Origin of the sequence: Chitinolyticbacter meiyuanensis (genome assembly GCF_008033135.1) — a bacterium.
Taxonomy (GTDB): domain Bacteria; phylum Pseudomonadota; class Gammaproteobacteria; order Burkholderiales; family Chitinibacteraceae; genus Chitinolyticbacter; species Chitinolyticbacter meiyuanensis.
This window is the reverse complement of record NZ_CP041335.1, coordinates 1,786,814-1,810,906: the sequence shown is the minus strand read 5'-3', so window position 1 is coordinate 1,810,906 and position 24,093 is coordinate 1,786,814. Positions and strand designations below refer to the sequence as shown.

At 63.7% G+C, this 24,093-nt stretch carries 20 protein-coding genes; 6 read left to right on the top strand and 14 right to left on the bottom strand.

Translation table 11 applies throughout. The features are described 5' to 3' along the window. Positions 1–44 precede the first annotated feature (44 nt). The 11 genes from FLM21_RS08845 to gyrA form a co-directional block, all read right to left on the bottom strand. A complete protein-coding gene (locus tag FLM21_RS08845) occupies positions 45–3,887 on the bottom strand; it encodes a translocation/assembly module TamB domain-containing protein (RefSeq protein ID WP_187360154.1) in 3,843 nt (1,280 codons plus the stop codon). Then, a complete protein-coding gene (locus FLM21_RS08840) occupies positions 3,884–5,620 on the bottom strand; it encodes an autotransporter assembly complex protein TamA (protein ID WP_187360153.1) in 1,737 nt (578 codons plus the stop codon). The genes FLM21_RS08845 and FLM21_RS08840 overlap by 4 nt, the downstream gene beginning before the upstream one ends. Positions 5,621–5,705: 85 nt before the next feature. After that, complete coding sequence (hisC, locus tag FLM21_RS08835; RefSeq protein ID WP_148715222.1) at positions 5,706–6,806, bottom strand: histidinol-phosphate transaminase; 1,101 nt, start codon at positions 6,804–6,806, stop codon at positions 5,706–5,708. Positions 6,807–6,884: 78 nt separating this feature from the next. Next, a complete protein-coding gene (locus tag FLM21_RS08830; RefSeq protein WP_148715221.1) occupies positions 6,885–7,472 on the bottom strand; it encodes an LOG family protein in 588 nt (195 codons plus the stop codon). Positions 7,473–7,542: 70 nt separating this feature from the next. Continuing rightward, complete coding sequence (gene pheA, locus FLM21_RS08825; protein ID WP_148715220.1) at positions 7,543–8,613, bottom strand: prephenate dehydratase; 1,071 nt, start codon at positions 8,611–8,613, stop codon at positions 7,543–7,545. A gap of 35 nt (positions 8,614–8,648) precedes the next feature. Continuing rightward, positions 8,649–8,858: a DUF6677 family protein gene (locus tag FLM21_RS08820; protein ID WP_148715219.1), complete on the bottom strand. Its 210-nt coding sequence runs from the start codon at positions 8,856–8,858 to the stop codon at positions 8,649–8,651. Between the two features lie 8 nt (positions 8,859–8,866). Continuing rightward, positions 8,867–9,949 (bottom strand): 3-phosphoserine/phosphohydroxythreonine transaminase, encoded by a 1,083-nt coding sequence (gene serC, locus FLM21_RS08815; protein WP_148715218.1) that lies wholly within the window; start codon positions 9,947–9,949, stop codon positions 8,867–8,869. Between the two features lie 23 nt (positions 9,950–9,972). Then, entirely contained in the window at positions 9,973–10,524 is a 552-nt protein-coding gene (locus FLM21_RS08810; protein WP_187360152.1) for a DUF2059 domain-containing protein, read from the bottom strand. Positions 10,525–10,539: 15 nt separating this feature from the next. Beyond that, on the bottom strand, positions 10,540–10,980 hold the full coding sequence (locus tag FLM21_RS08805; RefSeq protein WP_148715216.1) for a PaaI family thioesterase: 441 nt from the start codon (positions 10,978–10,980) through the stop codon (positions 10,540–10,542). Next, complete coding sequence (locus FLM21_RS08800; protein ID WP_148715215.1) at positions 10,977–11,411, bottom strand: PaaI family thioesterase; 435 nt, start codon at positions 11,409–11,411, stop codon at positions 10,977–10,979. Before FLM21_RS08800 ends, FLM21_RS08805 begins: the two co-directional genes overlap by 4 nt. A 10-nt stretch (positions 11,412–11,421) precedes the next feature. Next, positions 11,422–14,127 carry a DNA gyrase subunit A gene (gene gyrA, locus FLM21_RS08795; protein WP_148715214.1) on the bottom strand — a complete coding sequence of 902 codons (2,706 nt, stop codon included), beginning with the start codon at positions 14,125–14,127 and terminating at the stop codon, positions 11,422–11,424. A gap of 326 nt (positions 14,128–14,453) precedes the next feature. Between gyrA and FLM21_RS21505 the strand changes: the two genes are divergently transcribed. From FLM21_RS21505 to FLM21_RS08765, 6 genes are all read left to right on the top strand, one after another. Then, a complete protein-coding gene (locus FLM21_RS21505; RefSeq protein ID WP_148715213.1) occupies positions 14,454–15,152 on the top strand; it encodes an OmpA family protein in 699 nt (232 codons plus the stop codon). A gap of 110 nt (positions 15,153–15,262) precedes the next feature. Continuing rightward, positions 15,263–15,880: an outer membrane lipoprotein periplasmic chaperone LolA gene (gene lolA / locus FLM21_RS08785; protein WP_148715212.1), complete on the top strand. Its 618-nt coding sequence runs from the start codon at positions 15,263–15,265 to the stop codon at positions 15,878–15,880. Next, the gene (locus FLM21_RS08780; protein WP_148715211.1) at positions 15,864–17,195 is read left to right on the top strand and encodes a replication-associated recombination protein A; all 1,332 of its coding nucleotides are present in this window, start codon (positions 15,864–15,866) and stop codon (positions 17,193–17,195) included. The genes lolA and FLM21_RS08780 overlap by 17 nt, the downstream gene beginning before the upstream one ends. A 71-nt stretch (positions 17,196–17,266) precedes the next feature. Continuing rightward, on the top strand, positions 17,267–18,553 hold the full coding sequence (serS, locus tag FLM21_RS08775) for a serine--tRNA ligase (RefSeq protein WP_148715210.1): 1,287 nt from the start codon (positions 17,267–17,269) through the stop codon (positions 18,551–18,553). A 100-nt stretch (positions 18,554–18,653) separates the two neighbouring features. Next, positions 18,654–19,079, top strand: a complete 426-nt coding sequence (locus FLM21_RS08770) for an NfeD family protein (protein ID WP_148715209.1) — start codon at positions 18,654–18,656, stop codon at positions 19,077–19,079. A 24-nt stretch (positions 19,080–19,103) separates the two neighbouring features. After that, on the top strand, positions 19,104–20,045 hold the full coding sequence (locus FLM21_RS08765; protein ID WP_148715208.1) for an SPFH domain-containing protein: 942 nt from the start codon (positions 19,104–19,106) through the stop codon (positions 20,043–20,045). A 54-nt stretch (positions 20,046–20,099) separates the two neighbouring features. Here the strand turns inward: FLM21_RS08765 and FLM21_RS08760 are convergent, their stop codons facing one another. The 3 genes from FLM21_RS08760 to gspD all read right to left on the bottom strand — a co-directional run bounded on the left by FLM21_RS08760 (position 20,100) and on the right by gspD (position 24,092). Then, positions 20,100–20,399 carry a PilZ domain-containing protein gene (locus FLM21_RS08760; protein WP_148715207.1) on the bottom strand — a complete coding sequence of 100 codons (300 nt, stop codon included), beginning with the start codon at positions 20,397–20,399 and terminating at the stop codon, positions 20,100–20,102. Positions 20,400–20,496: 97 nt separating this feature from the next. Further along, entirely contained in the window at positions 20,497–21,957 is a 1,461-nt protein-coding gene (gene gspE, locus FLM21_RS08755) for a type II secretion system ATPase GspE (protein ID WP_148715206.1), read from the bottom strand. Further along, complete coding sequence (gspD, locus tag FLM21_RS08750; RefSeq protein ID WP_148715205.1) at positions 21,954–24,092, bottom strand: type II secretion system secretin GspD; 2,139 nt, start codon at positions 24,090–24,092, stop codon at positions 21,954–21,956. Before gspD ends, gspE begins: the two co-directional genes overlap by 4 nt. Between the last annotated feature and the right edge of the window lies 1 nt (position 24,093).

Sequence of the window (24,093 nt, the reverse complement as noted above, 5' to 3'; positions counted from 1 at the left end):
CCGATGTTTGAAACGGTGCGCATCGCAGCGTGCGCGCACCAATTTCAATCAAAACTGATCGAATAGAGCACGTCCGCCTCGCTCTCGTCGGTGCCGAAACGGGTGACGAACGACCAGCGCCGCGACAGCAGCACCGTCATCGATACCGCGTCGGACAGACCGTCGAAGCTCTTTTCCAGGCCCACCCGCAGCCAGCGACCCACCCGCTTGCTGACCGTCACCACCTGTGACGTGGTGCCGTCGGTGCGCTCGGCCGACGAGAAGCCGACCTCGTCGATGCCCAGTGATTCGAAGATCTGGTCGGTGAAGCCTTCGCCCGGATTGCCTTCGGTCAGGATCGCATTGAGCGCCTGCACCATCACCGCCGCATCGCCCTTGTCCATGTTGTCGCCGCCGTGGCCGAACAGCAGCCAGGCCAGCTTCTCGTTGTCCGAAACCACTGGATCCGAATACAGCGTGACCTGCGGCGACATCGCGTTGCCCTTGACCTGTACGCCCGCCTCCACCGCGCCGCCGCGGCGCACAGCGAGGATGTCGAGCGCCGGATTGTCGATGGGGCCGGCAAAAGACAGGATACCGCGTTCGATATCGAGCTTCTGGCCGTAGGCGCGATAAGTGCCTTCGTCCACCTGTACCACGCCGCGCGCCGACAACGCCGCCTCCGGGCTGGCGCGGAACCGCAACTTGCCGGTGAGCAGCGCCTCCAGCCCGTAGCCACGGAAAGTGAAGTCCTCGCCCAAGTCCACGTCGAAGCTGACGTCCGCCACCTTGAGCTTGCCGCCAGCGCTCTCGCGTTCGCGCCCCACCACCACTACGTCGTCCGACAGCGTCGGCACATCGTTGCCGCGGTATTCGATGCGCCCGCGGTCGGCACGCAGATTGCCGGTGACCGACAAACCCGCCACGCCGTAGCGGATATCGCCCTTGCCACTGACTACCAGCGCGAGATCCGGGCGATTCACCAGCAACAAATGGTCCGCATTCACGGTGGCCTCCGCTGCGGTCTCATCGCGACTGAGATCGACCGCACCACTGGCGGTGAGCGTGCCGCTGCCACCCTTGAAGCGGAACGTCTGCAGCAGCACCTTGCGCTCGCTGAGCGCAATATTGAGCTCGCCGTCGCGTAGCCGGATACCTGTCGCCTTGTCGTGCACGCCCAGCGCCGTACCGCTCAGCGTGCCGGTGAAGCTGGGGGCCGCCAGTGGCCCGCGCCGCCGAACATCGAGCTTCAGCCCCCCCTGCAACGCCAGGCTGTCGGACAACAGCGGCGCGATGCGAGCCAGGTCCGGCAGCTCGCCATTCACCCGTACATCCAGATCGGCACCCGGCGCCAGCCGCCAGTTGGCTGCATCGAGCCGGCTGGCCCCGTTCAGCGACAGGTGGCCAAATCGTTTGCTCGCCACTTGCGCGTCGATCGAAACGCCGGAATCCCGTGCGGTCAGCACCGCCTGCAACTGGTCGAGCTCCAGCGACTGCGTGCCGCGCCCCACCTGACGGCGCACATCGCCGGACACGCGCTGCAGCGCAACGCGCCCGTTGAGCAGGCGGTCCAGCGTCACATCCCATTGCGCTGACATCACCAGATCGGTGCTGACACCTGCCTGTGGCTTGGTCAGCGCCAGCCATTCGGCAAGATCGAGTGTGGAAGCGTTGCCGCGCGTCTGCAGAGAGCCATCGCGCCAGACCAGCTTGCCGAGCCGCAGCTGGCTGCGCCCCACGGATAGCGCTGTACTGCCGAGCTCCACCTTGTGCGCGCCCAAGCGGGCCTGCACCGGCTCGAGCAAGCGCACCGGCAGCGGGCCTTCGCCTTGCAAGCGGTTGACCCGGCCACTCCACAGCCAGCTCGCGTCAAAACCGCCATCCGCTTGCAACGCAAGCGCCAGCGGCTGTTCGCCGTAGCCACCCTGCGCGTCGAAGGCAAACTGGTGCCGGGCGCGCGTGCCGTTGAGCTCGGCCGACAGCGTTGCGATCCGCCCGCCAAAGCCTTTCGCATCACGCACCCGCGCCTGCAACTTGAATGGGCTGTTCAGATCGGGATACAGGTCGGCATCGACCTGGGCCTGCCCCACCTCCAGCCCGAACGGCGTCTGCAGGTCGTCGGCATCCAGGTCTGCCTGTAGTCGCGGCTTGCGCCAATCGCCGCGCGCCAGCACCTTGCCCAGCACCCGGCCGTGATAACCCCGGCCAGCCTGTTGCAGCTCCTTGATTGCGAGCTCCACGGTCAAGGTATCGTTGGGTCGGCCCAGAGCGCCTTTGGCCGCGACCCGGTTGTCGCCCAGGCTCAGCCAGAAATCGGCACCATGCAGTTGCTCGCCGGTCAGCGCCAGCTTGCCGGCTCCAGCCAATGGGTAACCGTTGAAGCTGCTGGGCTGCAGCGTGTAGTCGAGCTTGACGGCGAGCGCCGGCTTGGCCGCGCCCTCCAGCGCCAGCTTGCCACTGATGTCGCCGCGGGCCACTGCTGCGTAGTCGGCGGGGTTCCAGCGCTGGGCCAGCGCTTCGATCTTGAAATCCTGCCGCTCGAAGCCGAATTCCCCGTGCGCCTGTAGCCGGCTGTTGCCGCGCGCGAGTTCAAGCGATTGCACGGCGATGCGCCGCTCGTGTTCTGGATTGATCCAGCCGAGCCGGGCCTTGGCCGCGGTCTTGAGCCGTGCTTCGGTCAATGCCAGCACGATGTCCGGCGCGCGATAGCCGCCGTTCAGCGTGACGGTACCACCGAGCTCGGTCGGGATCAGGCCTTGCTGCAACGCCTGCAGATCGACGCCAGCCAGTGTCAACTGCGCCTGCAACTTGTCACGGGTGAACTGGCCGCGAGCCGCTAGCGTCGCCCGCCCCGGCAACGCGAGTTGCAAGCGGTTGAGGGTGAGCCAGTCCTCGCCGGCGGCAAACTCGCCATCAAGCCTACTGAAAGGCAAGCGGCTTTCGTCGAGCCGCCCCGGCGCGGCATTGGTCACGGCCAGGGTGCCGGCCGCGCCCTTGCTGGTGGGGTCGAGCGTGAGCCGTACCGCCAGGTCGGCACGTGGCAGCCCCGGTTGCAGCGCTGCGGGATCGACGTGCTCGGCAGCGAGATCGGCTTCGAGCAGGATGGCGTAGGCATAGGGCGCGAAGGCATCGAGCCTGAGCTTGACGTCAGCTTTGAGCTTGTCGCCACCGACATGCCCGGCAACACCGAGATTGCGCAGCTGACCCGTCAGCGCGAAATCGGTATCGACCACGTAGTCGTCGATCTTGCCGGCGAAGCGCAGCCGTCCTGCAGTGGCGAACGGTGCACGGCCATCGAGCTGCAGGCTCGCCTGGGCACGGCCACGGGGTGTCAGCAGTTGCGCCAGTTCCAGCTTGTGTACGTTGCCGTCGCTATCGAGGCTGGCGCGCAGCGCCTTGAGATCGACCGGCGTGCCGGCCACACGCAACCGCGCCAGTCGGAATTCGTTGACGCGTACGCCCAATGGCAACGTCAGCTGCTCGGGCGGCGGCGTCTTGGGCTTGTCCGGTGGCTGCGGCTTGCTGGTGAGATCGACGGCACCGACGTCGAGCAGCGATACCGCGATGCGGCCGCGCCACAGCGCCTGCGGGTTCCAGACCAGGCGAATGCGATTGATCGCCACATGAACGGATTCGGTGTCGACGATCAGATCGCTGACGACGAGGTCCTGCCACAGGCTGCCTGATACGGCACCCAGCTTGATCACGCCGGTGCCGTTGACCCGATCGACCAGCCAGCCATGGCCAGACGGGCTATCCAGCCAGCGCAGTGCACCATAGGTGCCCCCTGCCAGCAGCAACAGGATTGCCAGCAACACCAGCCAGGGCCAACGCCGCCGTAGGCGGGCCAGCTTGGCGAGTGGCTCCGGTACCGGTGGCGTGGCCGGATCGTGCTCGATTTCGCTCAAAACGCCACTCCCAGCGCGAAATACAACCGCCATTGCTGCTCGTCGACACCGTAGGCCAGATCGGCGCCCAGCACGCCGACCGGGCTCACCCAGCGCGCACCGACACCGACACCGGTCTTGCCGGAATAATCCTTCCAGCGATCGGCGGCATCGCCGTAATCGACGAACGCCGCAGCGCGCCAGTCCTTGTAGATGGCGTGCTGGTATTCCAGCGTGGCCGTGGCCAGCGCGCGCGCCGGCTGTACACCGTCTCCGGTCTGGATGCCGAGGCTTTCGTAGTCGTAGCCGCGCACGCTGTTGCTGCCACCGGCCCGGAACAGGAAATCGGTCGGCACGGCACCGGGGTCGTGCGTCAATGTATTGCCAAGCTCCAGCCGCGTGATCAGCACGTCCTTCTGCGCCATTGGCCAGTAGTAGGTGGTGCGGCCATACAGCCGCAGGAAGTTGGTATCGGACAATACTCCCTTGATGCCGCCGCCGGCTTCCAGCTGCAGCACCGAGCCATCGCGTGGGTTGCGCTGGCTGTCGAGCTCGCGCCGGATCCACTGGTAGTTGAGCGACAGCGTCTGCGGGCGCTCGACTTCGCCACTGGTGATCTCGCGGCGCTCGGTCAGGTATTCCAATGTGATGGTACGGTCGATCTTGTCGCCCTTGGTCGAGCGGGCCACGCCGGTCTTGAAGGTGGTGCTGTCGAGCCCGCTGACCTCGGAGTTCTCGACATTGAAGTAGACACGATGGTCGTAGCCGCTGCGATGGCGTGGAAACGACAGCGCCACGCCCAGCTCCTGTTCCAGCTGTTCCACGCGTAGCTTGCTGTCCAGCACCCAGCCGCGGTCGGCCACGTTGTTGTAGCGGTGTGTCAGCTCGGTACGAAAGCCGGTGTTGGTGTTGTAGCCAACGGCCGCCGTCACCTTCTGCATCGGCGCTTCCTGCAGGCTGACCTTGACCGGCGCATGGTACGGCGCGTCGCCGCCAAGCATGGGCTCGACGATGACGGTAGCGAACTGCGGCATGTCCTGCAGGTCGCTCTGCAGCTCCTGCAGATCGCGCCGGCGGAACTCGCCACCTTGGTCGAGATGGATCTGGTCGCGCACGATACGCTCGGGGTAGCGCGACAAGCCCTCGATCATCACCTCGCCGTAACGGTAGTAGGGGCCGCTGTCGAGCGTCAACGACAGATCGACCGCCGCTTCGTCCGGCAAAACCCGCGCTTCGCTCTGGGTGATGCGCGCGCCGGCATAGCGGCGAAACTGCAGCGCATTGAGCGCGCGCCGCTTGTAGGCCGACCACCCCGACTGGGTAAACGGCAAGCCGCGCGCCAGCGGCGGATCGCGGCCCAGCAGCGCCTCGATCCGCTCCTGGTAGGCCGGGTCCTCGTTGATCTGGCCTTCCAGCCGCAAGGCCACGTCGCGCACCATGGCGAGCTGCCCCGGGTCGACCACGACCTTCACGCGCGCGCTCGCGCCTTCGCCTTGCTGATTGGCGCTGATGCGCGGCTTGAAGTAGCCGGCGGTATTGAGCAGCGCCTCGGCGTCGGTCGGCGTGCGCTCGACCAGTGCACGCAGCTCCTCGGGCTCGATCTCGCGCGAGCGCCACTTGTAGAGGTCGAGGTGCTTCTCCAGCAGCTCGACGGCCTCATCCGGGCCTTCGAACTCCACGCCATAGGCCAATGCTCGCAGCGGCGCACTGGCCAGCAGCAGCGTCAGGACAAGGGCGGAGCGATTCAGGCGCATCGTGTATCGACAGACGGACATGCCGCACGGTAAGCACTGCGGCGGTGTGCCGCCATCAGCATCATCCCGGCTGGCCCGATGGCACTCAGTCTGCCATCGCCTGTTCCAGCACCGCGATAAAGCGGGCGTTTTCCTCAGCGAGGCCAATCGACACCCGCAGCGAATTCGGCATGTTGTAGCCGGCGAGCGGGCGCACGATCACGCCGCGCTCCAAGAGATAGCGGTTGAGTGCAGCTGCATCACCGCAATGGAAGGTGACAAAGTTGCCCCAGCTCTGGATGAACGACAGGCCCAGGCGCTGGAACGCAGCGGTCAGCTGCACCATGCCCTCATTGTTCACACGGACCGACTCGCGCAGGAAGTCGACGTCATCGAGCGCGGCGCTGGCCGCCGCTTGCGCCAGGCTATTGACGTTGAATGGCTGGCGCACCCGGTTGAGTACGTCGGCGACTTCCGGGCTGGCAAGGCCGAAGCCGACGCGCAGGCCAGCGAGGCCATAGGCCTTGGAGAAGGTGCGTACCACGATCAGGTTGGGGAACTGCGCGAGCCAGGCGATTGAATCGCTGCGCTTCTCGCGCGGCAGGTACTCGGTATAAGCCTCGTCGAGCACCACCAGCACATGCTCGGGGCACAACTCGAGGAACTCGATCAGGTCACCCGGGCGCGCCAGCGTGCCAGTGGGGTTGTTGGGGTTGGCGATCCAAACGATCTTGGTATTCGGCTGAATGGCGGCGCGCATCGCCTCCAGGTCGTGGCCGTAGTCGACGGCACGTACCTGGATGCCAGTGGCGCCGCAAGCCTGGATGGCCAGCGGGTACACCGCGAACGCGTATTGCGAATAGACGGCGCTGTCGCCCGGGGTGAGGAAGGCGCGCGCGATCAGCTCCAGGATGTCGTTGGAGCCATTGCCGAGCACGATGCGATCGAGCCCGACGTTGAACTTGCTGGCAATCTTGGCCTTGAGTTCAAAACCGTTGCCATCCGGGTAGCGGGCGAGCTCGGCGATTTCCTGCTCCAGCGCGGTGCGTGCCAGCGGGCTCATGCCGAGCGGGTTCTCGTTGGAGGCGAGCTTGACGATGCCGGCCGGATCCAGCCCCATTTCGCGGGCCAGCTCGGAAATCGGCTTGCCCGGCTGATACGGGGCGATGGCGCGGACGTAATCGGGGGCAAGCTCGAACAACGACATTGAAGGGACTCCGGCAAGACACAAAACCCGCAGTGTAACGCGGCAGCGGCATGCCGGGCAGCCGCCGGGAAAACGATTTCAACCGTGCGTGCGCACGTCATGCCGGCGCCAGCCGGCATCGCTGACCGGAATCGCAGCCAGCCGCTGCAGCAGCAGCGCCACATCGGCATCGACCACCAGCCGCTCCACCTCGTCCATTCGCACGAAGCCTTCTTGCGCGGCGGTACGCATGAAGGCGAGCAGGCCGTCGAAATAGCCGTGGGTATTGAGCAGTGCCACCGGCTTGCCATGCAGCCCGATCTGCGCCCAGGTGAGGATTTCGAACAGCTCGTCCAGCGTGCCGAAACCGCCCGGCATCGCGATAAAGGCATCGGCAAGCTCGGCCATCTTGGCCTTGCGCGTATGCATGGAATCGACGACCACCAGCTCCGACAGCTCGCCATGCGCCAGTTCGCGCTCGACCATGAAGTGCGGGATCACGCCGACCACCCTGCCACCCGCGGCCAGCGCACCATCAGCCACCTCCCCCATCAACCCGACATGCCCGCCGCCGTACACCAGCGTGCGCCCGCTCGCGGCTAGCGCAGTACCCAAACGGCGTGCCGCCTCGGTATGGACAGGATCAGTGCCATGCCGGGCACCGCAAAAGACGACTACGTGTTGCATGGGATCCTCCGGAAGCAAATGGGCAGCGCTCAGGCTGCCCATTGTTGATTGCACTGCATCGATCGTCGCTTCAGATCACCGCTTGCGGATAGCTGCCAATCACCTTGACGAAGGCAGCCACGCTTTTCAATTCGGCAATCGCCGCGGCCACTGGCGCGTCGTTGACGTGGCCTTCGACGTCGACAAAGAACAGGTACTCCCACAAACCGGTACGGCTGGGGCGCGATTCGAACTTGCTCATCGACACGCCGTGCCGTGCCAGCGGCTCGACCAAGGCATGCAGTGCCCCTGGGCGGTTCGCCGCGGAGATCAGCAGGGACGTTTTGTCACGACCGCTGGCCGTGGTGTCCTGCTGGCCCAGCACCAGGAAGCGCGTGGTGTTGTTCGGCTCATCCTCGATGTTCTGCGCCAGTTGCAGCAGATTGAAGTTTTCCGCCGCGGCATCGCCAGCAATTGCCGCCGAGCTTGGATCCTCGCTGGCCAGCTTGGCGGCTTGGGCATTGCTCGCGACAGAGACCCGCTCGACGCTGGCGGGCAGGTTCTTGTTCAACCATTCGTGGCACTGGGCCAGGCTCTGCGCATGCGAATAGACGCGGGCGATACCGTCCTTTCCTTCGATCTTGCGCAGCAGGTGATGATGGATGCGCAGCACCACCTCACCGCAGATCTTCAGCGGCGTATTGACCATCAGATCCAGCGTACGGCCTACCGCGCCTTCGGTGGAGTTCTCTACCGGCGCCACCACGTAGTCGGCCGAGCCCGACTCGACGGCGCGAAACGCCTCGTCGATGGAGCCACAGGCCTGCGTGGCTGCGGCATGGCCGAAATGCTTGATCGCAGCAGCCTGGCTGAAGGTGCCGACCGGGCCGAGGAAAGCGATGGTCAGCGGCCGCTCCAGCGCCAGGCAGGCCGACATGATCTCGCGGAACAGCTTGGCCGCCGCCTCGCCCGACAGCGGGCCCTGGTTCAGCGACTTGATGCGGGTCAGCACCTGCGCTTCACGCTCCGGGCGGTAGACCACACCGCCGCCCTTGATCTCGCCGATGGTGCGCGCATGCTCGGCGCGCTGGTTCAGAAGTTGCAACACCTGCGCATCGATGGCGTCGATGGCGTCACGGTGCTGCTTGAGCTTGTCGTCCATACTCTCCCTGTCCTGCGATGGCGGCTGGGCCGCCCTTATTTTTGCTTGCTCGGGTCGAACAGCGCAGCATCGACAATGGACCACAGATGCACGATCCAGCCCATCAAGACGATCCACAGCACCGCGGCAAGCACGAACATCAGTGCCGCCTTCAGGACTCTGCCCTGCACCAGTTGCCCGAGTCCGGGAATGAAGAAGCTCGCCAGCGCTGCGAGTACGTTGCCGCCGCTACCTTGTCCGGCCATCTCCGCCCTCAACCATGGCTGCGCGTGAAATCGCGCATGTAGTCGCACAAGGCCTTCACGCCCTCAAGCGGCATCGCGTTGTAGATCGATGCGCGCATGCCGCCGACTGAACGATGCCCCTTGAGCTGGACCAGGCCACGGGCCTTGGCGCCCTCAAGGAAGGCATCGTCAAGCGACTCGTCGGCCAGGCGGAACGGCACGTTCATGCGCGAACGGAACGGTTTCTCGATCGGGCAGCTGTAGAAGCCGGCCGAGGTATCGACGGTTTCGTACAGCAGCGCCGCTTTTTCGATATTGCGCGCTTCCGCGCCGGCCACGCCGCCTTGCTCCAGCAGCCACTTGAACACCAGGCCCGCCATGTAAATGCCAAAGGTGGGCGGGGTGTTGTACAGCGAATCGGCCTCGGCATGCACGCTGTAGTCCAGCATGGTCGGCGTGCCGGGCCGGGCACGGCCCAGCAGATCTTCACGCACGATGGCGATGGTGAGGCCGGACGGACCGATGTTCTTCTGTGCGCCAGCGTAGATCAGGCCGAACTGCGAGACATCGATCGGACGCGACAGGATATTGGACGACATGTCACACACCAGCGTGGCATCCGACTTCGGGATATACGGGAATTCGACGCCGCCGATGGTCTCGTTCGAGCAGTAGTGCAGGTAGGCGGCGTTGTCGCTGCGCTGCCAATCCGCCTCGTCGGGAATGGCGGTGAAGTGCCCTTCCTCGCCGCTGGCGGCGATGTTCACCTTGGCATAGCGGCGCGCTTCCTTGATCGCAATCTTGGACCAGTGGCCGGTGTTGACGTAATCGACTGTGTCCCCCTCGGCGGCAAGGTTGAGCGGCACCATCGCGAACTGGAAATGGGCACCACCCGGCAGGAACAGGATGCGATGGCTCGCCGGCACAGCCAGAAGCTTGCGCAGGTCCGCTTCGGCCTCGGTGATGATCTGGGTGAACTCGCGACCGCGATGGCTCATCTCCATCACGCTCATGCCGCTGCCATGCCAATCGACGAGCTCGGACTGGGCGGCGAGCATCACCTCGCGCGGCAGGACGGCGGGGCCGGAGCTGAAGTTGTACACCTGGGTCATCGTGTTCTCCTCGGACAGCGGGTTTACTTGGCGGCCTTCAGCTTGGCCGTCAATGCTTCGAATTCCTTGTCGATCCCTGGCACGCCACCCTGCAATGCGCTCTGCAGTTTGGGCATCAGTGCCTGCATCGCGTCCTGCGTGATGCTGGGCGTCTTTGCCAGCATCTTCTTGCCGGTGGGAGTGCGATAGAAGGCAATCAGGTCCTGGATTTCCTCGGCGGTGAAGGTCCGGCTCATTGCGCCAACCAGAACTGTTTCCATCTCCGAATACGGCACGGCCTGCTGCATCATCTGCATGATGCGATCCACCAAGCGTTGCACGATGACGGGCAGCTCGTCATCGAGCAGCTTGCGTTGTGCGGCGTTCAAACCTGTCGATTCGAACTGCTGCCGCAGCTGCGTGGTGAGCATGGTCGGCAACTGGGATGTGGCAGCGGTCAGGGTTTCCTGATACAGCTGCGGATAGTTCATCTCGCTGAGGAGCTGATGCACCGCGGCGGTCGACGCATCATCGGACCAGGCCGGCGTGGCGTAGGTGGCGGCCAGCACGGCCAGGATGGTACAGATTCGGCGCATCTTCATTCCTCGCAATCAGGACAACAAAAAATGCGCACGGGCAGAGGCCACCGGTTTTTGCGGATCCTCCTGCCATGCACTCATCAGCACGTTGGCAACCCGTTTGCCCTGGCGCACGATCTCGCAGCGTGCATACAGATCGACCGGTCGGCCACTGCGCAGGTAATCGATCGAGAAATCGACCACCTTGGGAATCCCAGCGGTCTCGGTGGCGGTAAGCAATGTGAGGATGGCAGCCGTTTCCAGGAAGCCGCCGATCACGCCGCCATGCAGCGCGGGCAGCAGCACATTGCCGATGTTGGACTGAGCGAACGGCAGCACGAAGCGTGGCTCGCCCGCGTCGACATGCATCTGCATGCCGATGGTGCGTGCATAAGGAATCGCTGCGATCACGGCGCTGTAGTCGCCGCTTTCGCGTGCCTGCAGCCAGCAATGTTTCATTTCGCTCTGGGTCATGCCGCCCCCACTTGCGTGCGCATGAAAGTGCCGACGCCATGCGCAATCTCGCGCTCGCCCTGGTAGGCGATGGCGCGGGTAAAGGCAATCTGGCTGGTCAGCCGATAGCATTCGGCACGACACAGGATCGCTTCGCCCACCGAAGCCGGACGCAGGTAATCGATGCGCAGATCCAGCGTCGCCACGCTTTCAGGCGCGTCGAACAGCGTGTAGATGCAAGTGCCGCTGGCGGTGTCGATCAGCGTGGTCACTGCTCCGCCGTGCACCACACCCGTCTCCGGGTTGCCGACGATGGCTTCCGAATACGGCAGGCGCAGCACCACCGAGCCCGCGTCGGCCTCGACATACTCGAGGCCGAGCACCTGGCAGTGCGGCAGCGTCATGAACCAGCGCTGCAGCTGCTCAAAGAAGACGGCGTTACGGACCGACATCGGCGTGGCCTCAGGCTTCGCTGCCCGGCTCGCCGGCGCCCTCATCGGCGACGACTTCGCCAAGAGCCTCGTCGTCCTCGGCTTCGGCCACCTTTTCCAGGCCGGAGAGCTTCTCGCCTTCGTCGAGGTTGATCAGGCGCACGCCCTGCGCGGCACGGCCGGTTTCACGTATCTCGGCAACGCGGGTACGGATCAGCACGCCACCGGTGGTGATCAGCATCAGGTGATCGCTTTCCTCGACCAGTGTCGCAGCCACCAGCTTGCCGTTGCGCTCGCCGGTATCGATCGCGATCACGCCTTGGGTACCACGGCTGGTCTGACGATAATCGGCCAGCGGCGTGCGCTTGCCGTAGCCGTTCTCGGTGGCGGTCAGCACCTGCTGTTCGGCCGATTCGGCCACCAGCAGCGCGATCAGCTTCTGGCCTTCCGCCAGCTTCATGCCGCGCACACCACGGGAATTGCGACCCATCGGGCGTACCTTGTCCTGGCTGAAGCGCACCGACTTGCCGGCATCGGAGAACAGCATGACCTGATCCCCCTCGCCTGCCGCCTGCTCGCCATCCTCGAGGTGCTCGTCGTCGAGCACGGCTTCGTCGTCGCTGCCACCTTCCTCGTCGAGCACGGCGCTCGCCGCACCACGGGTCAGCGCCACGCCGACGAGATCGTTGCCGTCGTCGAGATGGATGGCGATGATGCCGCGCTTCATCGGGCGCGAGAACGCGGTCAGCGGTGTCTTCTTCACCGTGCCATCGGCTGTCGCCATGAACACGTACTGGTCGTCGCGGAACTCCTTCACCGGCAGCACCGCGCTGATCTTCTCGCCATCCTGCAACGGCAGCAGGTTGACGATGGGCTTGCCGCGACTGGTACGGCCACCTTGCGGCAGCTCGTAGACCTTGAGCCAGTAGACGCGGCCGAAGCTGGAGAAGCAGAGGATGTAATCGTGCGTGTTGGCGACGAACAATTGATCGATGAAATCGTCGTCCTTGGTCGCCGCTGCCTGCTTGCCGCGGCCACCGCGGCGCTGGGCGCTGTATTCGTCGACTGGCGTCGCCTTCATGTAGCCGCCGTGGGTCAGCGTCACCACCATGTCCTGCGGCGTGATCAGGTCTTCGATGCACAGGTCTTCACCGTGGGCAACGATCTCGGAACGGCGTACGTCGCCGTACTGCTCCTTCACCTGGGCCATTTCGTCGGCCACGATCTGGCGCACGCGCTCCGGCTTGGCGAGGATGTCCAGCAGGTCGAGGATCTTGTCCATCACCTCGCGGTATTCGCCAACGATCTTGTCCTGCTCAAGGCCGGTCAGCCGCTGCAGGCGCATGTCGAGAATCGCCTGCGCCTGCACGTCGGACAGGCGATAGCCGTTTGCCCCCATGCCGAATTCGGCAGCCAAGCCATCCGGGCGCGATGCCGACAGATCGGTGCGCGACAGCATGTCCTCGACCAGTTGCGAGCGCCAGGTGCGGCCCATCAACGCAATCTTGGCCTCGGGCGGCGTCGCCGCGGCCTTGATCAGCGCAATGATCTCGTCGACATTCGACAAGGCCACCGCCAAGCCTTCGAGGATATGGCCACGTTCGCGGGCCTTGCGCAGCTCGAACACGGTGCGGCGGTTGACCACTTCGCGACGATGCCGCAAGAAGCACTCGAGCACCTGCTTCAGATTCAGCAAGCGCGGCTGGCCATCGACCAGCGCCACCATGTTGATGCCGAAGCTGTCCTGCAGCTGGGTGTGCTTGTAGAGGTTGTTGAGCACCACGTCCGGCATCTCGCCGCGCTTGAGCTCGATCACCACCCGCATGCCGGACTTGTCCGATTCGTCGCGGATTTCCGAAATGCCTTCGACGGTCTTCTCGCGCACCAGCTCACCGATGCGCTCCAGTAACTTGGCTTTGTTCACCTGGTAGGGCAGTTCGTCGACCACGATCTGCTGACGATCGCTGTTCTTGCTGACATCTTCGAAGTGGCAGCGCGCGCGCATCACCACTCGGCCACGCCCAGTGCGGTAGCCTTCCCGCACACCGTTGATGCCGTAGATGATGCCCGCAGTGGGGAAATCAGGTGCCGGGATGAAATCGATCAGCTCATCGACCGATAGCTCCGGATTGGCCAGCAGCGCCAGCGCGCCATCAATCACTTCCGACAGGTTGTGCGGGGGAATATTGGTCGCCATGCCAACGGCAATACCCGAGCTGCCATTGACCAGCAGATTGGGGATACGGGTCGGCAGGACAGTCGGCTCGAGTTCCTTCTCGTCGTAGTTCGGCGTGAAGTCGACCGTTTCCTTGTCGATGTCGGCGAGCAGCTCGCTCGACACTCGGGCCAAACGACATTCGGTGTAACGATAAGCTGCAGCCGGATCACCGTCGATGGAGCCGAAGTTACCCTGGCCATCGATCAGCATGTAGCGCAACGAGAAATCTTGCGCCATCCGCACCAGCGCCTCATAGGCGGCGCCGTCGCCGTGCGGGTGGTACTTACCAAGCACATCGCCGATCACGCGCGCGCATTTCACATAAGCGCGGTTCCATACATTGTTGCTCTCATGCATCGCAAAGAGAATGCGGCGATGCACCGGCTTGAGGCCGTCGCGCGCGTCTGGCAACGCCCGCCCCACGATCACGCTCATTGCGTAATCGAGATAGGAGCGGCGCATTTCCTCTTCGAGACTGACTGGAATCGTTTCTTTGGCGAAGCTGTTTTGTTCGGACATCTTCCTGGGACCGTTGAGGGCTCCAGACTAACGCTGGAGCAGGAGAGCCTTGCTGCGGCGGATGCAACAAGGGCGATGATCTGCTAAGAAACCAAGGAGGAGTTTATCACGCGGCCCCTATCACTCCAATTTTGTGGCGGGCGATCGAAAAATTCACGGCGGCTTCATTTGCATACGCGAAAGTTAAGACACTAGAATATGTACCGTTACTGATGGGCTATTGGACCTTACTTATTTTTGTGCCAACATCAGAATAGAAGTGTCCGTCTAGAACGATGTTCTGCGTGTCCAGGGCTTTGCAATCATTACCTAGGAGAAATAAAACTATGCAGTCGCTCAAGAAATCCCTGATCCAGTTTGCAGTTGCCGGCGCTCTGGGCGTGTCCGCTACCGCCTTCGCGGCTACTGATGCCTACGTAACCAACGGCACCAACGTTAATAACGCCAATCCGGAAGGCGTGGTAAAGAACAGCATCGGCGAATGCTGGCAGACCGGCTCCTGGTCCGCAGAAAAGGCCAAGACCATCAAGGGTTGCCCAGGCTATGTAGAGCCTGTCGCTGCAGCGCCTGCTCCGACCCCGGCCGCTCCGGCTCCGGTACCTGCTCCGGCTCCGGCCGTGTCGACCAAGAAGTTCACCCTGCAAGCCGAAGTGCTGTTCGACTTCAACAAGTCGGCTCTGAAGCCGTCGGGCAAGGATGCACTTGACCAACTGTACAACGAAGTGGTGAACCTCGATCCGAAGGATGGCGCCGCTGTTGTGGTGGGTCATACCGACCGCCTCGGTTCGGAAAAGTACAACTTCGAACTCGGCTACCGTCGCGCCAAGGCTGTTCAGGACTACCTGATCTCCAAGGGCGCCCCGGCTGACAAGATCACCGCTGAATCGCGCGGCAAGGGCGAGCCGGTTACCGGCGACACTTGCAACAGCATCAAGTCGCGCGCCAAGCTGATCGAGTGCCTGGCTCCGGATCGTCGCGTTGAAATCGAAGTTCGCGGTTCGCGCGAAGTGACCGAAACCAAGTAATCCGGTTTCTGTCCTAAAAAGCCCCGCCTCGGCGGGGCTTTTTACATTCGGCGCAGGCTTGCCCGCGTTTACCATGGGCAGACATCCACAACTCGGTCAGAATATCCCGCATGATTCGTTTTCTCTCCTCCTCATTGTTCGGCGCGCTTCTCGTCGCAGCCCCCGTCCACGCTGATGATGCGTTGGCCACGCTGAAATCGGTGCTCGCCGAGACCCGGACCTTGCAGGGCAGCTTCAGCCAGACGGTGAGCCAGAAGAACGGCAAGCCGCAGCAGAGCCGTGGTGAACTGGCCATCGAGCGCCCCGGCAAGTTTCGCTGGTCGTACAGCGCACCTTACGAGCAATTGATCGTCGGTGATGGCAGTAGCGTCTGGCTGTACGACCCGGACCTACGCCAGGCCACGGTGAAAAGCATGGGCGCCGCATTGGAATCCAGTCCTGCTGCCTTGCTGGCAGGCGACAATGCATTGGAAAGGAACTACAGCGTCAAGCTGCTGCCTGCCCGCAATGGCCTCAACTGGCTGGAAGCCATCCCCAAAAGCGAAGAATCCGGCTTTGCCAGCGTTCGCCTCGGCCTCAAAGGCCGTGACATCGTCGAGATGGAGTTGGTCGATCGCTTCGATCAGCTTACGAGACTGCGCTTCGACAACCTCAAGCGCAACGGCAAGATCGATCCCGCGCTATTCCGCTTCACTCCTCCCAAGGGCGTCGATGTCGTCCGCGAATGACCTGTTCGCGCCAGCCCCCCCGGCGCATGAACCGCTAGCGGAAAAGCTGCGCCCGACCACCATTGATGAAGTCGTCGGTCAACAGCACCTGCTTGGGCCCGGCAAACCGCTGACGCTCGCCATTGCAGCGCAGCAGCCGCATTCAATGCTGTTCTGGGGGCCGCCCGGCGTAGGCAAGACAACGCTGGCCCGCCTGCTGACCCGTGCCTTCGAATGCGAGTTCATCGCGCTTTCCGCAGTGTTCTCCGGGGTAAAGGACATCCGCGCGGCGATGGAACAGGCCGAACACCATGCCATGCGCGGGCGCCGCACCATGCTGTTCGTCGACGAGGTCCATCGCTTCAACAAGGCACAGCAGGACGCCTTCCTGCCCTTCGTGGAATCAGGCCTTGTCACCTTCATTGGCGCTACGACGGAAAATCCCTCGTTCGAGGTGAACGCCGCACTGCTGTCTCGCGCCCAAGTCTACGTACTCAAGCCACTGACTGTGGACGAGCTCAAGCAACTGGTCGATCGGGCCAGAGCACGCTGTTATCCGGCGATCGAGTTTGCAGACGACGCAATCGAGGTGCTGACCGGCTATGCCGACGGCGATGCCCGCCGCCTGCTCAATTTGGTAGAGCAGGCGGCAAATGCTGCGCAGGCCGCTGGCCGCAACGAGCTCGATGCCGGCTTTCTCGAATCCGCGCTGACGCTCAACACCCGCCGTTTCGACAAGGGTGGCGATGCCTTCTACGACCAGATCTCCGCATTGCACAAGTCAGTGCGTGGCTCCAGCCCGGATGGTGCATTGTACTGGTTCACCCGCATGCTCGACGGCGGTGCCGATCCGCGTTACCTCTCTCGCCGCATCGTGCGCATGGCCTGGGAGGACATCGGCTTGGCCGATCCGCGTGCCATGCAGCTTTGCAACGAAGCGGCCGCCACCTATGAGCGGCTCGGCAGCCCGGAAGGGGAACTCGCGCTGGCGCAAGCCGTGATCTATCTGGCCATCGCGCCTAAATCCAACGCCGGCTACATGGCCTATAACAACGCCCGTGCACTGGTTGCCCGCGACAAGAGCCGCGAGGTACCGGTGCATCTGCGCAATGCGCCGACCAAGCTGATGAAAGAGTTGGGTTACGGCCACGATTACCGCTACGCCCACGACGAACCGGAAGCCTACGCCGCCGGGGAAACCTATCTGCCGGATGGCCTCGCTGGCACCCGCTTCTATCACCCGACGCCACGCGGACTGGAAAGCAAGATCGCTGAAAAGCTGCGCCACCTCGCCGAGCTCGACGCCGCTTGGCACGCCGAGCACGGCAGCAAATAGGCAGCTTGGCGGCGCCTTTCGGTTAAAATGGCCGCCATTTCCCAGAATCTGCCCGCATACGGATCACCTCCATGCTCGACATCAACCTGCTGCGCAATGACCTCGATGGCGTTGCCGCCCGCCTCAAGACCCGCAAGTTCGACCTCGATACCGCTGCCTTCGCCGCCCTTGAAGCGGAACGCAAGACGCTGCAGACCGCGACCCAGGAGCTACAAGCCAAGCGCAACGCGGTGTCCAAGTCGGTCGGGCAGGCCAAGGCGCGCGGCGAGGATGTCGCGCCGATTCTTGCCGAGGTCGAGAACCTCAAGGGCGAACTGACGGCCAAGGAAGCGGCGCTGACCGAGCTGCAAGGCAAGCTCGATACACTGCTCGCCGGCATTCCCAATGTGCCGCACGAGTCGGTGCCAGTGGGCAAGGATGAAACCGAGAACCAGGAAATCCTGCGCTGGGGTACGCCGCGCCAGTTCGATTTCGAAATCAAGGACCATGTCGACCTCGGTGCGCCGCTGGGCCTCGATTTCGAGACCGGCGCCAAGCTTTCGGGCGCACGCTTCACTGTGCTGCGCGGTGGCGTAGCCCGGCTGCATCGCGCACTAGCGCAATTCATGCTCAATACGCACACCACCGAGCATGGCTACGAGGAAATCTACACGCCCTACATCGTCAACGATACCGCGCTGTACGGCACCGGCCAGTTGCCCAAGTTTGCTGCCGACATGTTCAAGGTCACGCGTGGCGGCGAGGAAAGCGCAGTCGATCAGTATTTGATCTCCACCTCGGAAATCACGCTGACCAATACGGTGGCCGGTGACATCCTGAAAACCGAGCAGTTGCCGATCAAGCTGACCGCGCATTCGCCGTGCTTCCGTTCCGAAGCAGGCTCCTACGGCCGCGACGTGCGCGGCATGATCCGCCAGCACCAGTTCGACAAGGTCGAGATGGTGCAGATCGTTCATCCCGAGCACTCGTTCGACGCACTGGAGCAGCTTACCGGCCACGCCGAACGTATCCTGCAGCTTTTGGAGCTGCCATATCGCAAGGTATTGCTGTGCACCGGCGACATGGGCTTTGGCAGTACCAAGACCTACGACCTGGAAGTGTGGCTGCCGGCGCAGAACACTTACCGCGAGATTTCCAGCTGCTCGAACATGGGTGCGTTCCAGGCCCGCCGCATGCAGGCACGCTTCAAGAACGAAAACGGCAAGAACGAGCTGGTGCATACGCTCAACGGTTCCGGCCTTGCCGTTGGTCGCACGCTGGTGGCTGTGCTGGAGAACTACCAGAACGCCGACGGCAGCATCAACGTGCCCACGGTGCTGCAATCCTATCTTGGTGGCCAGACCATCCTGCAGGCTTGATCCAGCCGATGAAACAGAAAGGCGCGCCACCCGGCGCGCTTTTTTATTTTCGTGCCTGATCGGCTATGCTGCCATCCTAACTCTCGTATGGAATGCAACGATGACTGAACTGAGCGCTTGGCTGGTGCTCGCCCTCGTGCTGGTCGGGCTGGAACTGGTGTCCGGTACGTTCTATCTGCTGGCCATCGCCGGCGGCTTCCTCGCCGGGGCATTCGCGGCGTGGCTGAAGGTACCGCTGGCCGGCCAGATCGTGCTCGCTGCGCTCTGCGCCCTCGCCGCCGTCGCACTGCTGCGCCGCTGGAAACGCCGGCAGCCCCATCTCACCCGTACCGAGCCGGCCTACGATGTGGGACAGCGTGTCGAAGTCGAAACCTGGAAGGACGATACGCACGTGCGCGTGCGCTATCGCGGTTCGCACTGGGACGGCGAGCTTGCCGCCACCGCCGAGCCGCGCCCGGCCGTGCTCTATATCGTGGCGCTGCGCGGCACCACGCTGCAGCTCTCCCCCATCCCGCCCGCCCACTAAACGACGACAACACGGAAACCTGCCATGACCTTTGCCATCACGCTGCTCGTCATCGTCGTCATCTTCGTTGCCAAGACGCTGAAGATCATCCCGCAACAAAATGCCTGGATACGTGAGCGGCTCGGCCGCTTCCACGATGTGCTGGAACCGGGCCTGCGCATCGTCATTCCTTTTGTCGATCGCATCGCTTACAAGCACAGCCTGAAGGAAATCCCGATGGATGTGCCAAGCCAGGTCTGCATCACACGGGATAACACGCAGCTGCAGGTGGACGGCATCCTGTACTTCCAGGTGGTCGATCCCAAGCTCGCCTCCTACGGCGCCAGCGACTACGTGATGGCCATCACCCAGCTGGCGCAGACCACGCTGCGCTCGGTGATCGGCAAGCTGGAGCTGGACAAGACCTTCGAGGAGCGCGATGAGATCAATCGTGCTGTCGTCTCCGCGCTCGACGAGGCCGCCGCCAGTTGGGGCGTGAAGGTGCTGCGTTACGAGATCAAGGATCTGACGCCGCCAGCGGAAATCCTGCGCTCGATGCAGGCACAGATCACCGCAGAGCGCGAGAAGCGCGCCCGGATTGCCCAGTCCGAGGGTTTGCGTCAGGAACAGATCAACCTCGCCACCGGCGAGCGTGAGGCCGCGATCCAGCGCTCGCAGGGCGAGATGCAGGCCGCCATCAACGAATCCGAAGGCGAGAAGCAGGCTGCGATCAACCGTGCTACCGGCGAGGCGGAAGCGCTGCGCTTGGTGGCTCATGCCAACGCCGAGGCGATTGCCGCCGTGGCCTCGGCCATCGCCCATCAGAATGGCATCGAGGCGGTGAACCTGAAGGTGGCCGAACAGTACGTCTCGGCCTTTGCCAACCTCGCCAAGACCAACAACACCATGCTGCTGCCGACCAACGCCGCCGACATCGCCGGCCTTGTCGCCACCGCTACCTCGGTGATCCGCCAGCAACCCCGGTAACCGTTGCAACGGCGATAAAAAACCCGGCCATGCTGCCGGGTTTTTGTTTGGTGCTCAGCCAAGGATCTCGACGATCGCGAGCCCCAGTTCGTAGAGTTTGCCCCGCTCGATCTCGTGGCAGCGCTTGACCTTGACCCGTGCCGACAGCGGCGACTGACCAGCCGGCGACATCACGTAGACCTCGAATTCCTCATCCGGCCGCGGCACGAACAGCGTGCGGATGGTCATACCCGTCACGGACAAGTCCGTGCACACGCCGTAGTGCGGCGGCCCGTAGTCGAGCGTACGGATCTTGACCTTGCAGTCGATCGGGATGCGCAGTGCACTGCGCTGTTCTTGCTTCGGCAGCGGCATGATGTGCGTTAGCGTTCTCTTATGTATCGACGCCTACCATACCCGTTTCGGCGCCGTCCTGCACGGACAGCCGTCGGCCCACCGCCAGCCGCAAGGCTCACGCGTCGCGGGTTACTCGCCACACCTCTTCCAGCGTGGTTTCCCCGGCCAATACCCGCCGTACACCATCCTGACGCAGGCTACGCATGCCGTGGCCCAACGCATACTGCTTGAGCTCCTGTTCTGGCGCCTGGTTGTGAATCATCGTGCGCAAGGTCTCGTCGACAGTGAAGAGCTCGTAAATACCGGTACGGCCACGATAGCCGTTGCCATTGCACTGCGGGCAGCCGACGGCACGGTAGACCGGGCCAGCCGCACCAAGCTCGGCCTGCTCGCCAGCATCGGGCGCGTAGGCCTCGCGGCAGTCCGCACAGACCCGGCGCGCCAGCCGCTGCGCCAGCACGCCCAGCAGGGAAGACGCCAGCAGGAACGGCTCGATCCCCATGTCGGTCAGGCGCGTTACCGCACTCGCAGCATCATTGGTGTGCAGCGTCGCCAGCACCAAGTGACCGGTGAGCGACGCCTGCACGGCGATCTGCGCCGTTTCCAGGTCGCGGATCTCACCGATCATGATCACGTCCGGATCCTGGCGCAGGATGGCGCGCAGTGCACGGGAAAAGCTCATGTCGATGCGTGGGTTGACCTGGGTTTGACCCACGCCATCGAGGTCGTACTCGATCGGGTCTTCCACCGTCATGATGTTGCTGCTGGTCGCGTCCATGCGTGACAGTGCCGCATAGAGCGTAGTGGTCTTGCCCGAGCCGGTCGGCCCGGTGACGAGAATGATGCCGTGCGGCTGCGCCAGCAGCGCCTCCAGCCGCAACAGCGTGTCACCGATCATGCCGAGCTTTTCCAGATTGAGCCGACCTGCAGATTTGTCCAGCAAGCGCAGCACGGCGCGCTCGCCGTGGCCGGTGGGCAGCGTAGATACCCGCACGTCGACCGGCCGGCCAGCCACGCGCAAGGTGATGCGGCCATCCTGTGGCAAGCGCTTCTCGGCGATGTCGAGCCCCGCCATCACCTTGATCCGCGACACCAGCGCGGCATGCAGCGCGCGCTTGGGTTCGATCACGTCGCGCAACTGGCCGTCGACGCGGAAACGCACCACCGAGCGTGTCTCGAACGGCTCAATGTGCAGGTCGGAGGCGTTCTCGCGTAGTGCCTCGGTCAACAAGGCGTTGATCAAGCGGATGATGGGGGCGTCATCTGCCGTCTCCATCAAGTCCTCGACCTCGGGAATGTCCTGCGCCAAACGGGAAAGATCGATATCGCCCTCGATGTCGCCCACCACGGTAGCGCTGGCACGCTCGCCGTCGCTGAACAGTGCGGACACCCGAGCGTCGTACTCGGCAGCGTCGACCACTGCGACGTTGAGCGGTTTGCCGGCAACGCGGCGCAGCTCGGCCAGTGCGCCAAGATCGGCACCGCGCTTCATCAGTACGTCGACATCGGCCTCGCCCTGCGCCAGATCGACCACCCCGCGATCGCGCGCGTAGTGGTAGGGAACCAGCCGACTCATGGCTGGGCCGGCGCCGGCGTAGCCGCGTCAGCCGGCGGCTGCGGTGCGGGCGCCGGATGCAGTTCCGGCGGCTTGGCCGGGAAGGTGCCAGCGGCCGGTAGCTTGTCCGGCAGCTGCACGGCAGGCAGATCGGGCAGGAACAGGTGTTGCGGGATCTGGAAGCCTTCCTGCTGCGCCTTCAGGTACTGGTAGCGCGAGTTCGACAACGCCTCGCTGGCCTTGCCATCACGCAGGATGTAGGGGCGCAGGAAGATCATCAGGTTGGTCTTTTGCCAATCGCGCGATTCATAGCGGAACAGATTGCCGAACAATGGCACGTCGCCCAGCCCCGGCACCTTGCCCTGGCTGTTGGCAAGCTTGTCCTCGATCAGGCCGCCCAACACCAGCACCTGACCATCGTCGACCAGCACCTTGGATTCGATGGTGCGTTTCTTGGTGGCGATGCCGGAGCCGGAGGTGTTCACCGATTCGTCGATGCTCGACACCTCCTGATACACGTTCATCGTGATGGTGCCCCCCTCCGATACCTGCGGACGCACTTTGAGCGTGATGCCGATGTCTTCACGGTCCACGGTGGTGAACGGGTTGGGGTTGCTGCCGGTCGACGATTGTGTGCCGGTGATGATGGGGATGTTCTGCCCCACCATGATCTTGGCTTCCTCGTTGTCCAGCGTGATCAGGTTGGGCGTCGAGAGGATGTTGGCGTTGCCGGTGCGCTGCAGCGCGGAGGCCAGCACGCCCAGCGACGGCGTCTCGCCCTTGAGTGGATTGGCATTGAGCACGCCGACGTTGAAGCCGCTCGGCACCGAGGGGCTGCCCGACAGGATGGAGTTGGCGATGTTGGCAAGGTTGTTGGCCGCCGAGGTCGGCGCCAGCGCCGAGAGCCCGACACCGACAATGTCGGTGCCCCCCGCCAGAATCCATTGGATGCCGAATTCACCGACCTTGCCGACGTTGACCTCGGCGATCATCGCCTCCACATAGACCTGCGCGCGGCGCACATCGAGCTTGTCGATTACAGAACGCAGATTGTTGTAGATGTTGTCCGGCGCAGTGATGATCAGCGAATTGGTCATCGGGTCGGCCTGGATCAGCACGGTGGTGCCGCCGATCTGCACGCTGGCGCCGGTCGAAGTCGGTGCACTGCTGGCATTGGTCGACGTGGTGGCGGCCTGCGCATTGCCGCTGGCGCCGCCCGCCGATGTGTTCGGGGTATTCGGCGATAGCCCGGCGCTTTGCGCCACACCGCTGTCCTGCCCGGTGAGGATGCCCTTCAGCGTGGCGGCGAGCTTGGTCGCCTCGGCATTCTTCAGGTAGACCACATTGATGTTGCCGCCGCTCGCCCCGGGCTGGTCCAACGTCTCGACCAAGCGACGGATCTGCTGCGCATGCACCGCCGTCTCGCTGCGGATCAGCAGGCTGTTGCTGCGCACGTCCGGCACCACCGCGCTGCGGCGCACGCCTTCGGGCGCCGGCGCACCGGCGTTCACACCGGAGACATTGACCTCGGGCATCAGCCGCCCAACCGTCTGCGCCACGTCCACCGCCGACGCATACTGCAGCCGGATCGGAAACACATCCGAGCTCGGCGGCACGTCGATGCTGTCGACGATGCGGTTGAGCCGCTGGATGTTGTCGGCATAATCGGTGATCACCAGCGTATTGCCGGCCGGATACGCGGAAATTGCGTTGTTTGGCGTGATCAGCGGTCGCAGGATCGGCACCAGCTGCGTGGCCGATTCGTACTTGAGCGGATACACCTGGGTGATGATGCGATCGCCGCTGACCCGGCTGCCCGGCTTGGTCGTCACGCTGTAGTTCTGCTTGGCATCGGCCTCGGGTACCACCTTGACGGTGCCGCCCGACTCCACCACGGCAAACCCTTGCTGACGCAGTGCCGACAGCAGGATGGGGAATACTTGACTCTTCTTCACCGGCTGGGTCGACACGATGTTCACCGTGCCCTTCACCCGCGGATCGAGCACGAAGTTCTTGCCGGAAATCAGCCCGACCGCCTTGATGGTGGACTCCAGATCCGCATTGACGAAATTGAGCGTGACCTCGTCGTCGGCCGCGAACGCGGGCGTAGCGGCCAGCAGGGCCAGGGCAAGCACGAGAGGGCGCAATCGGGTCATC

Excerpts from the sequence above, each read along its gene's own strand:
- FLM21_RS08840 (WP_187360153.1), bottom strand. The coding sequence starts at position 5,620 with ATGCGCCTGAATCGCTCCGCCCTTGTCCTGACGCTGCTGCTGGCCAGT.
- gspD (WP_148715205.1), bottom strand. The coding sequence starts at position 24,092 with ATGACCCGATTGCGCCCTCTCGTGCTTGCCCTGGCCCTGCTGGCCGCT.
- FLM21_RS08770 (WP_148715209.1), top strand. The coding sequence starts at position 18,654 with ATGACTGAACTGAGCGCTTGGCTGGTGCTCGCCCTCGTGCTGGTCGGG.
- FLM21_RS08760 (WP_148715207.1), bottom strand. The coding sequence starts at position 20,399 with ATGCCGCTGCCGAAGCAAGAACAGCGCAGTGCACTGCGCATCCCGATC.
- hisC (WP_148715222.1), bottom strand. The coding sequence starts at position 6,806 with ATGTCGTTGTTCGAGCTTGCCCCCGATTACGTCCGCGCCATCGCCCCG.
- lolA (WP_148715212.1), top strand. The coding sequence starts at position 15,263 with ATGATTCGTTTTCTCTCCTCCTCATTGTTCGGCGCGCTTCTCGTCGCA.
- FLM21_RS21505 (WP_148715213.1), top strand. The coding sequence starts at position 14,454 with ATGCAGTCGCTCAAGAAATCCCTGATCCAGTTTGCAGTTGCCGGCGCT.
- FLM21_RS08805 (WP_148715216.1), bottom strand. The coding sequence starts at position 10,980 with ATGACCCAGAGCGAAATGAAACATTGCTGGCTGCAGGCACGCGAAAGC.
- gyrA (WP_148715214.1), bottom strand. The coding sequence starts at position 14,127 with ATGTCCGAACAAAACAGCTTCGCCAAAGAAACGATTCCAGTCAGTCTC.
- gspE (WP_148715206.1), bottom strand. The coding sequence starts at position 21,957 with ATGAGTCGGCTGGTTCCCTACCACTACGCGCGCGATCGCGGGGTGGTC.
- FLM21_RS08780 (WP_148715211.1), top strand. The coding sequence starts at position 15,864 with ATGTCGTCCGCGAATGACCTGTTCGCGCCAGCCCCCCCGGCGCATGAA.
- FLM21_RS08820 (WP_148715219.1), bottom strand. The coding sequence starts at position 8,858 with ATGGCCGGACAAGGTAGCGGCGGCAACGTACTCGCAGCGCTGGCGAGC.
- serS (WP_148715210.1), top strand. The coding sequence starts at position 17,267 with ATGCTCGACATCAACCTGCTGCGCAATGACCTCGATGGCGTTGCCGCC.
- pheA (WP_148715220.1), bottom strand. The coding sequence starts at position 8,613 with ATGGACGACAAGCTCAAGCAGCACCGTGACGCCATCGACGCCATCGAT.
- serC (WP_148715218.1), bottom strand. The coding sequence starts at position 9,949 with ATGACCCAGGTGTACAACTTCAGCTCCGGCCCCGCCGTCCTGCCGCGC.
- FLM21_RS08810 (WP_187360152.1), bottom strand. The coding sequence starts at position 10,524 with ATGCGCCGAATCTGTACCATCCTGGCCGTGCTGGCCGCCACCTACGCC.
- FLM21_RS08830 (WP_148715221.1), bottom strand. The coding sequence starts at position 7,472 with ATGCAACACGTAGTCGTCTTTTGCGGTGCCCGGCATGGCACTGATCCT.
- FLM21_RS08800 (WP_148715215.1), bottom strand. The coding sequence starts at position 11,411 with ATGTCGGTCCGTAACGCCGTCTTCTTTGAGCAGCTGCAGCGCTGGTTC.
- FLM21_RS08765 (WP_148715208.1), top strand. The coding sequence starts at position 19,104 with ATGACCTTTGCCATCACGCTGCTCGTCATCGTCGTCATCTTCGTTGCC.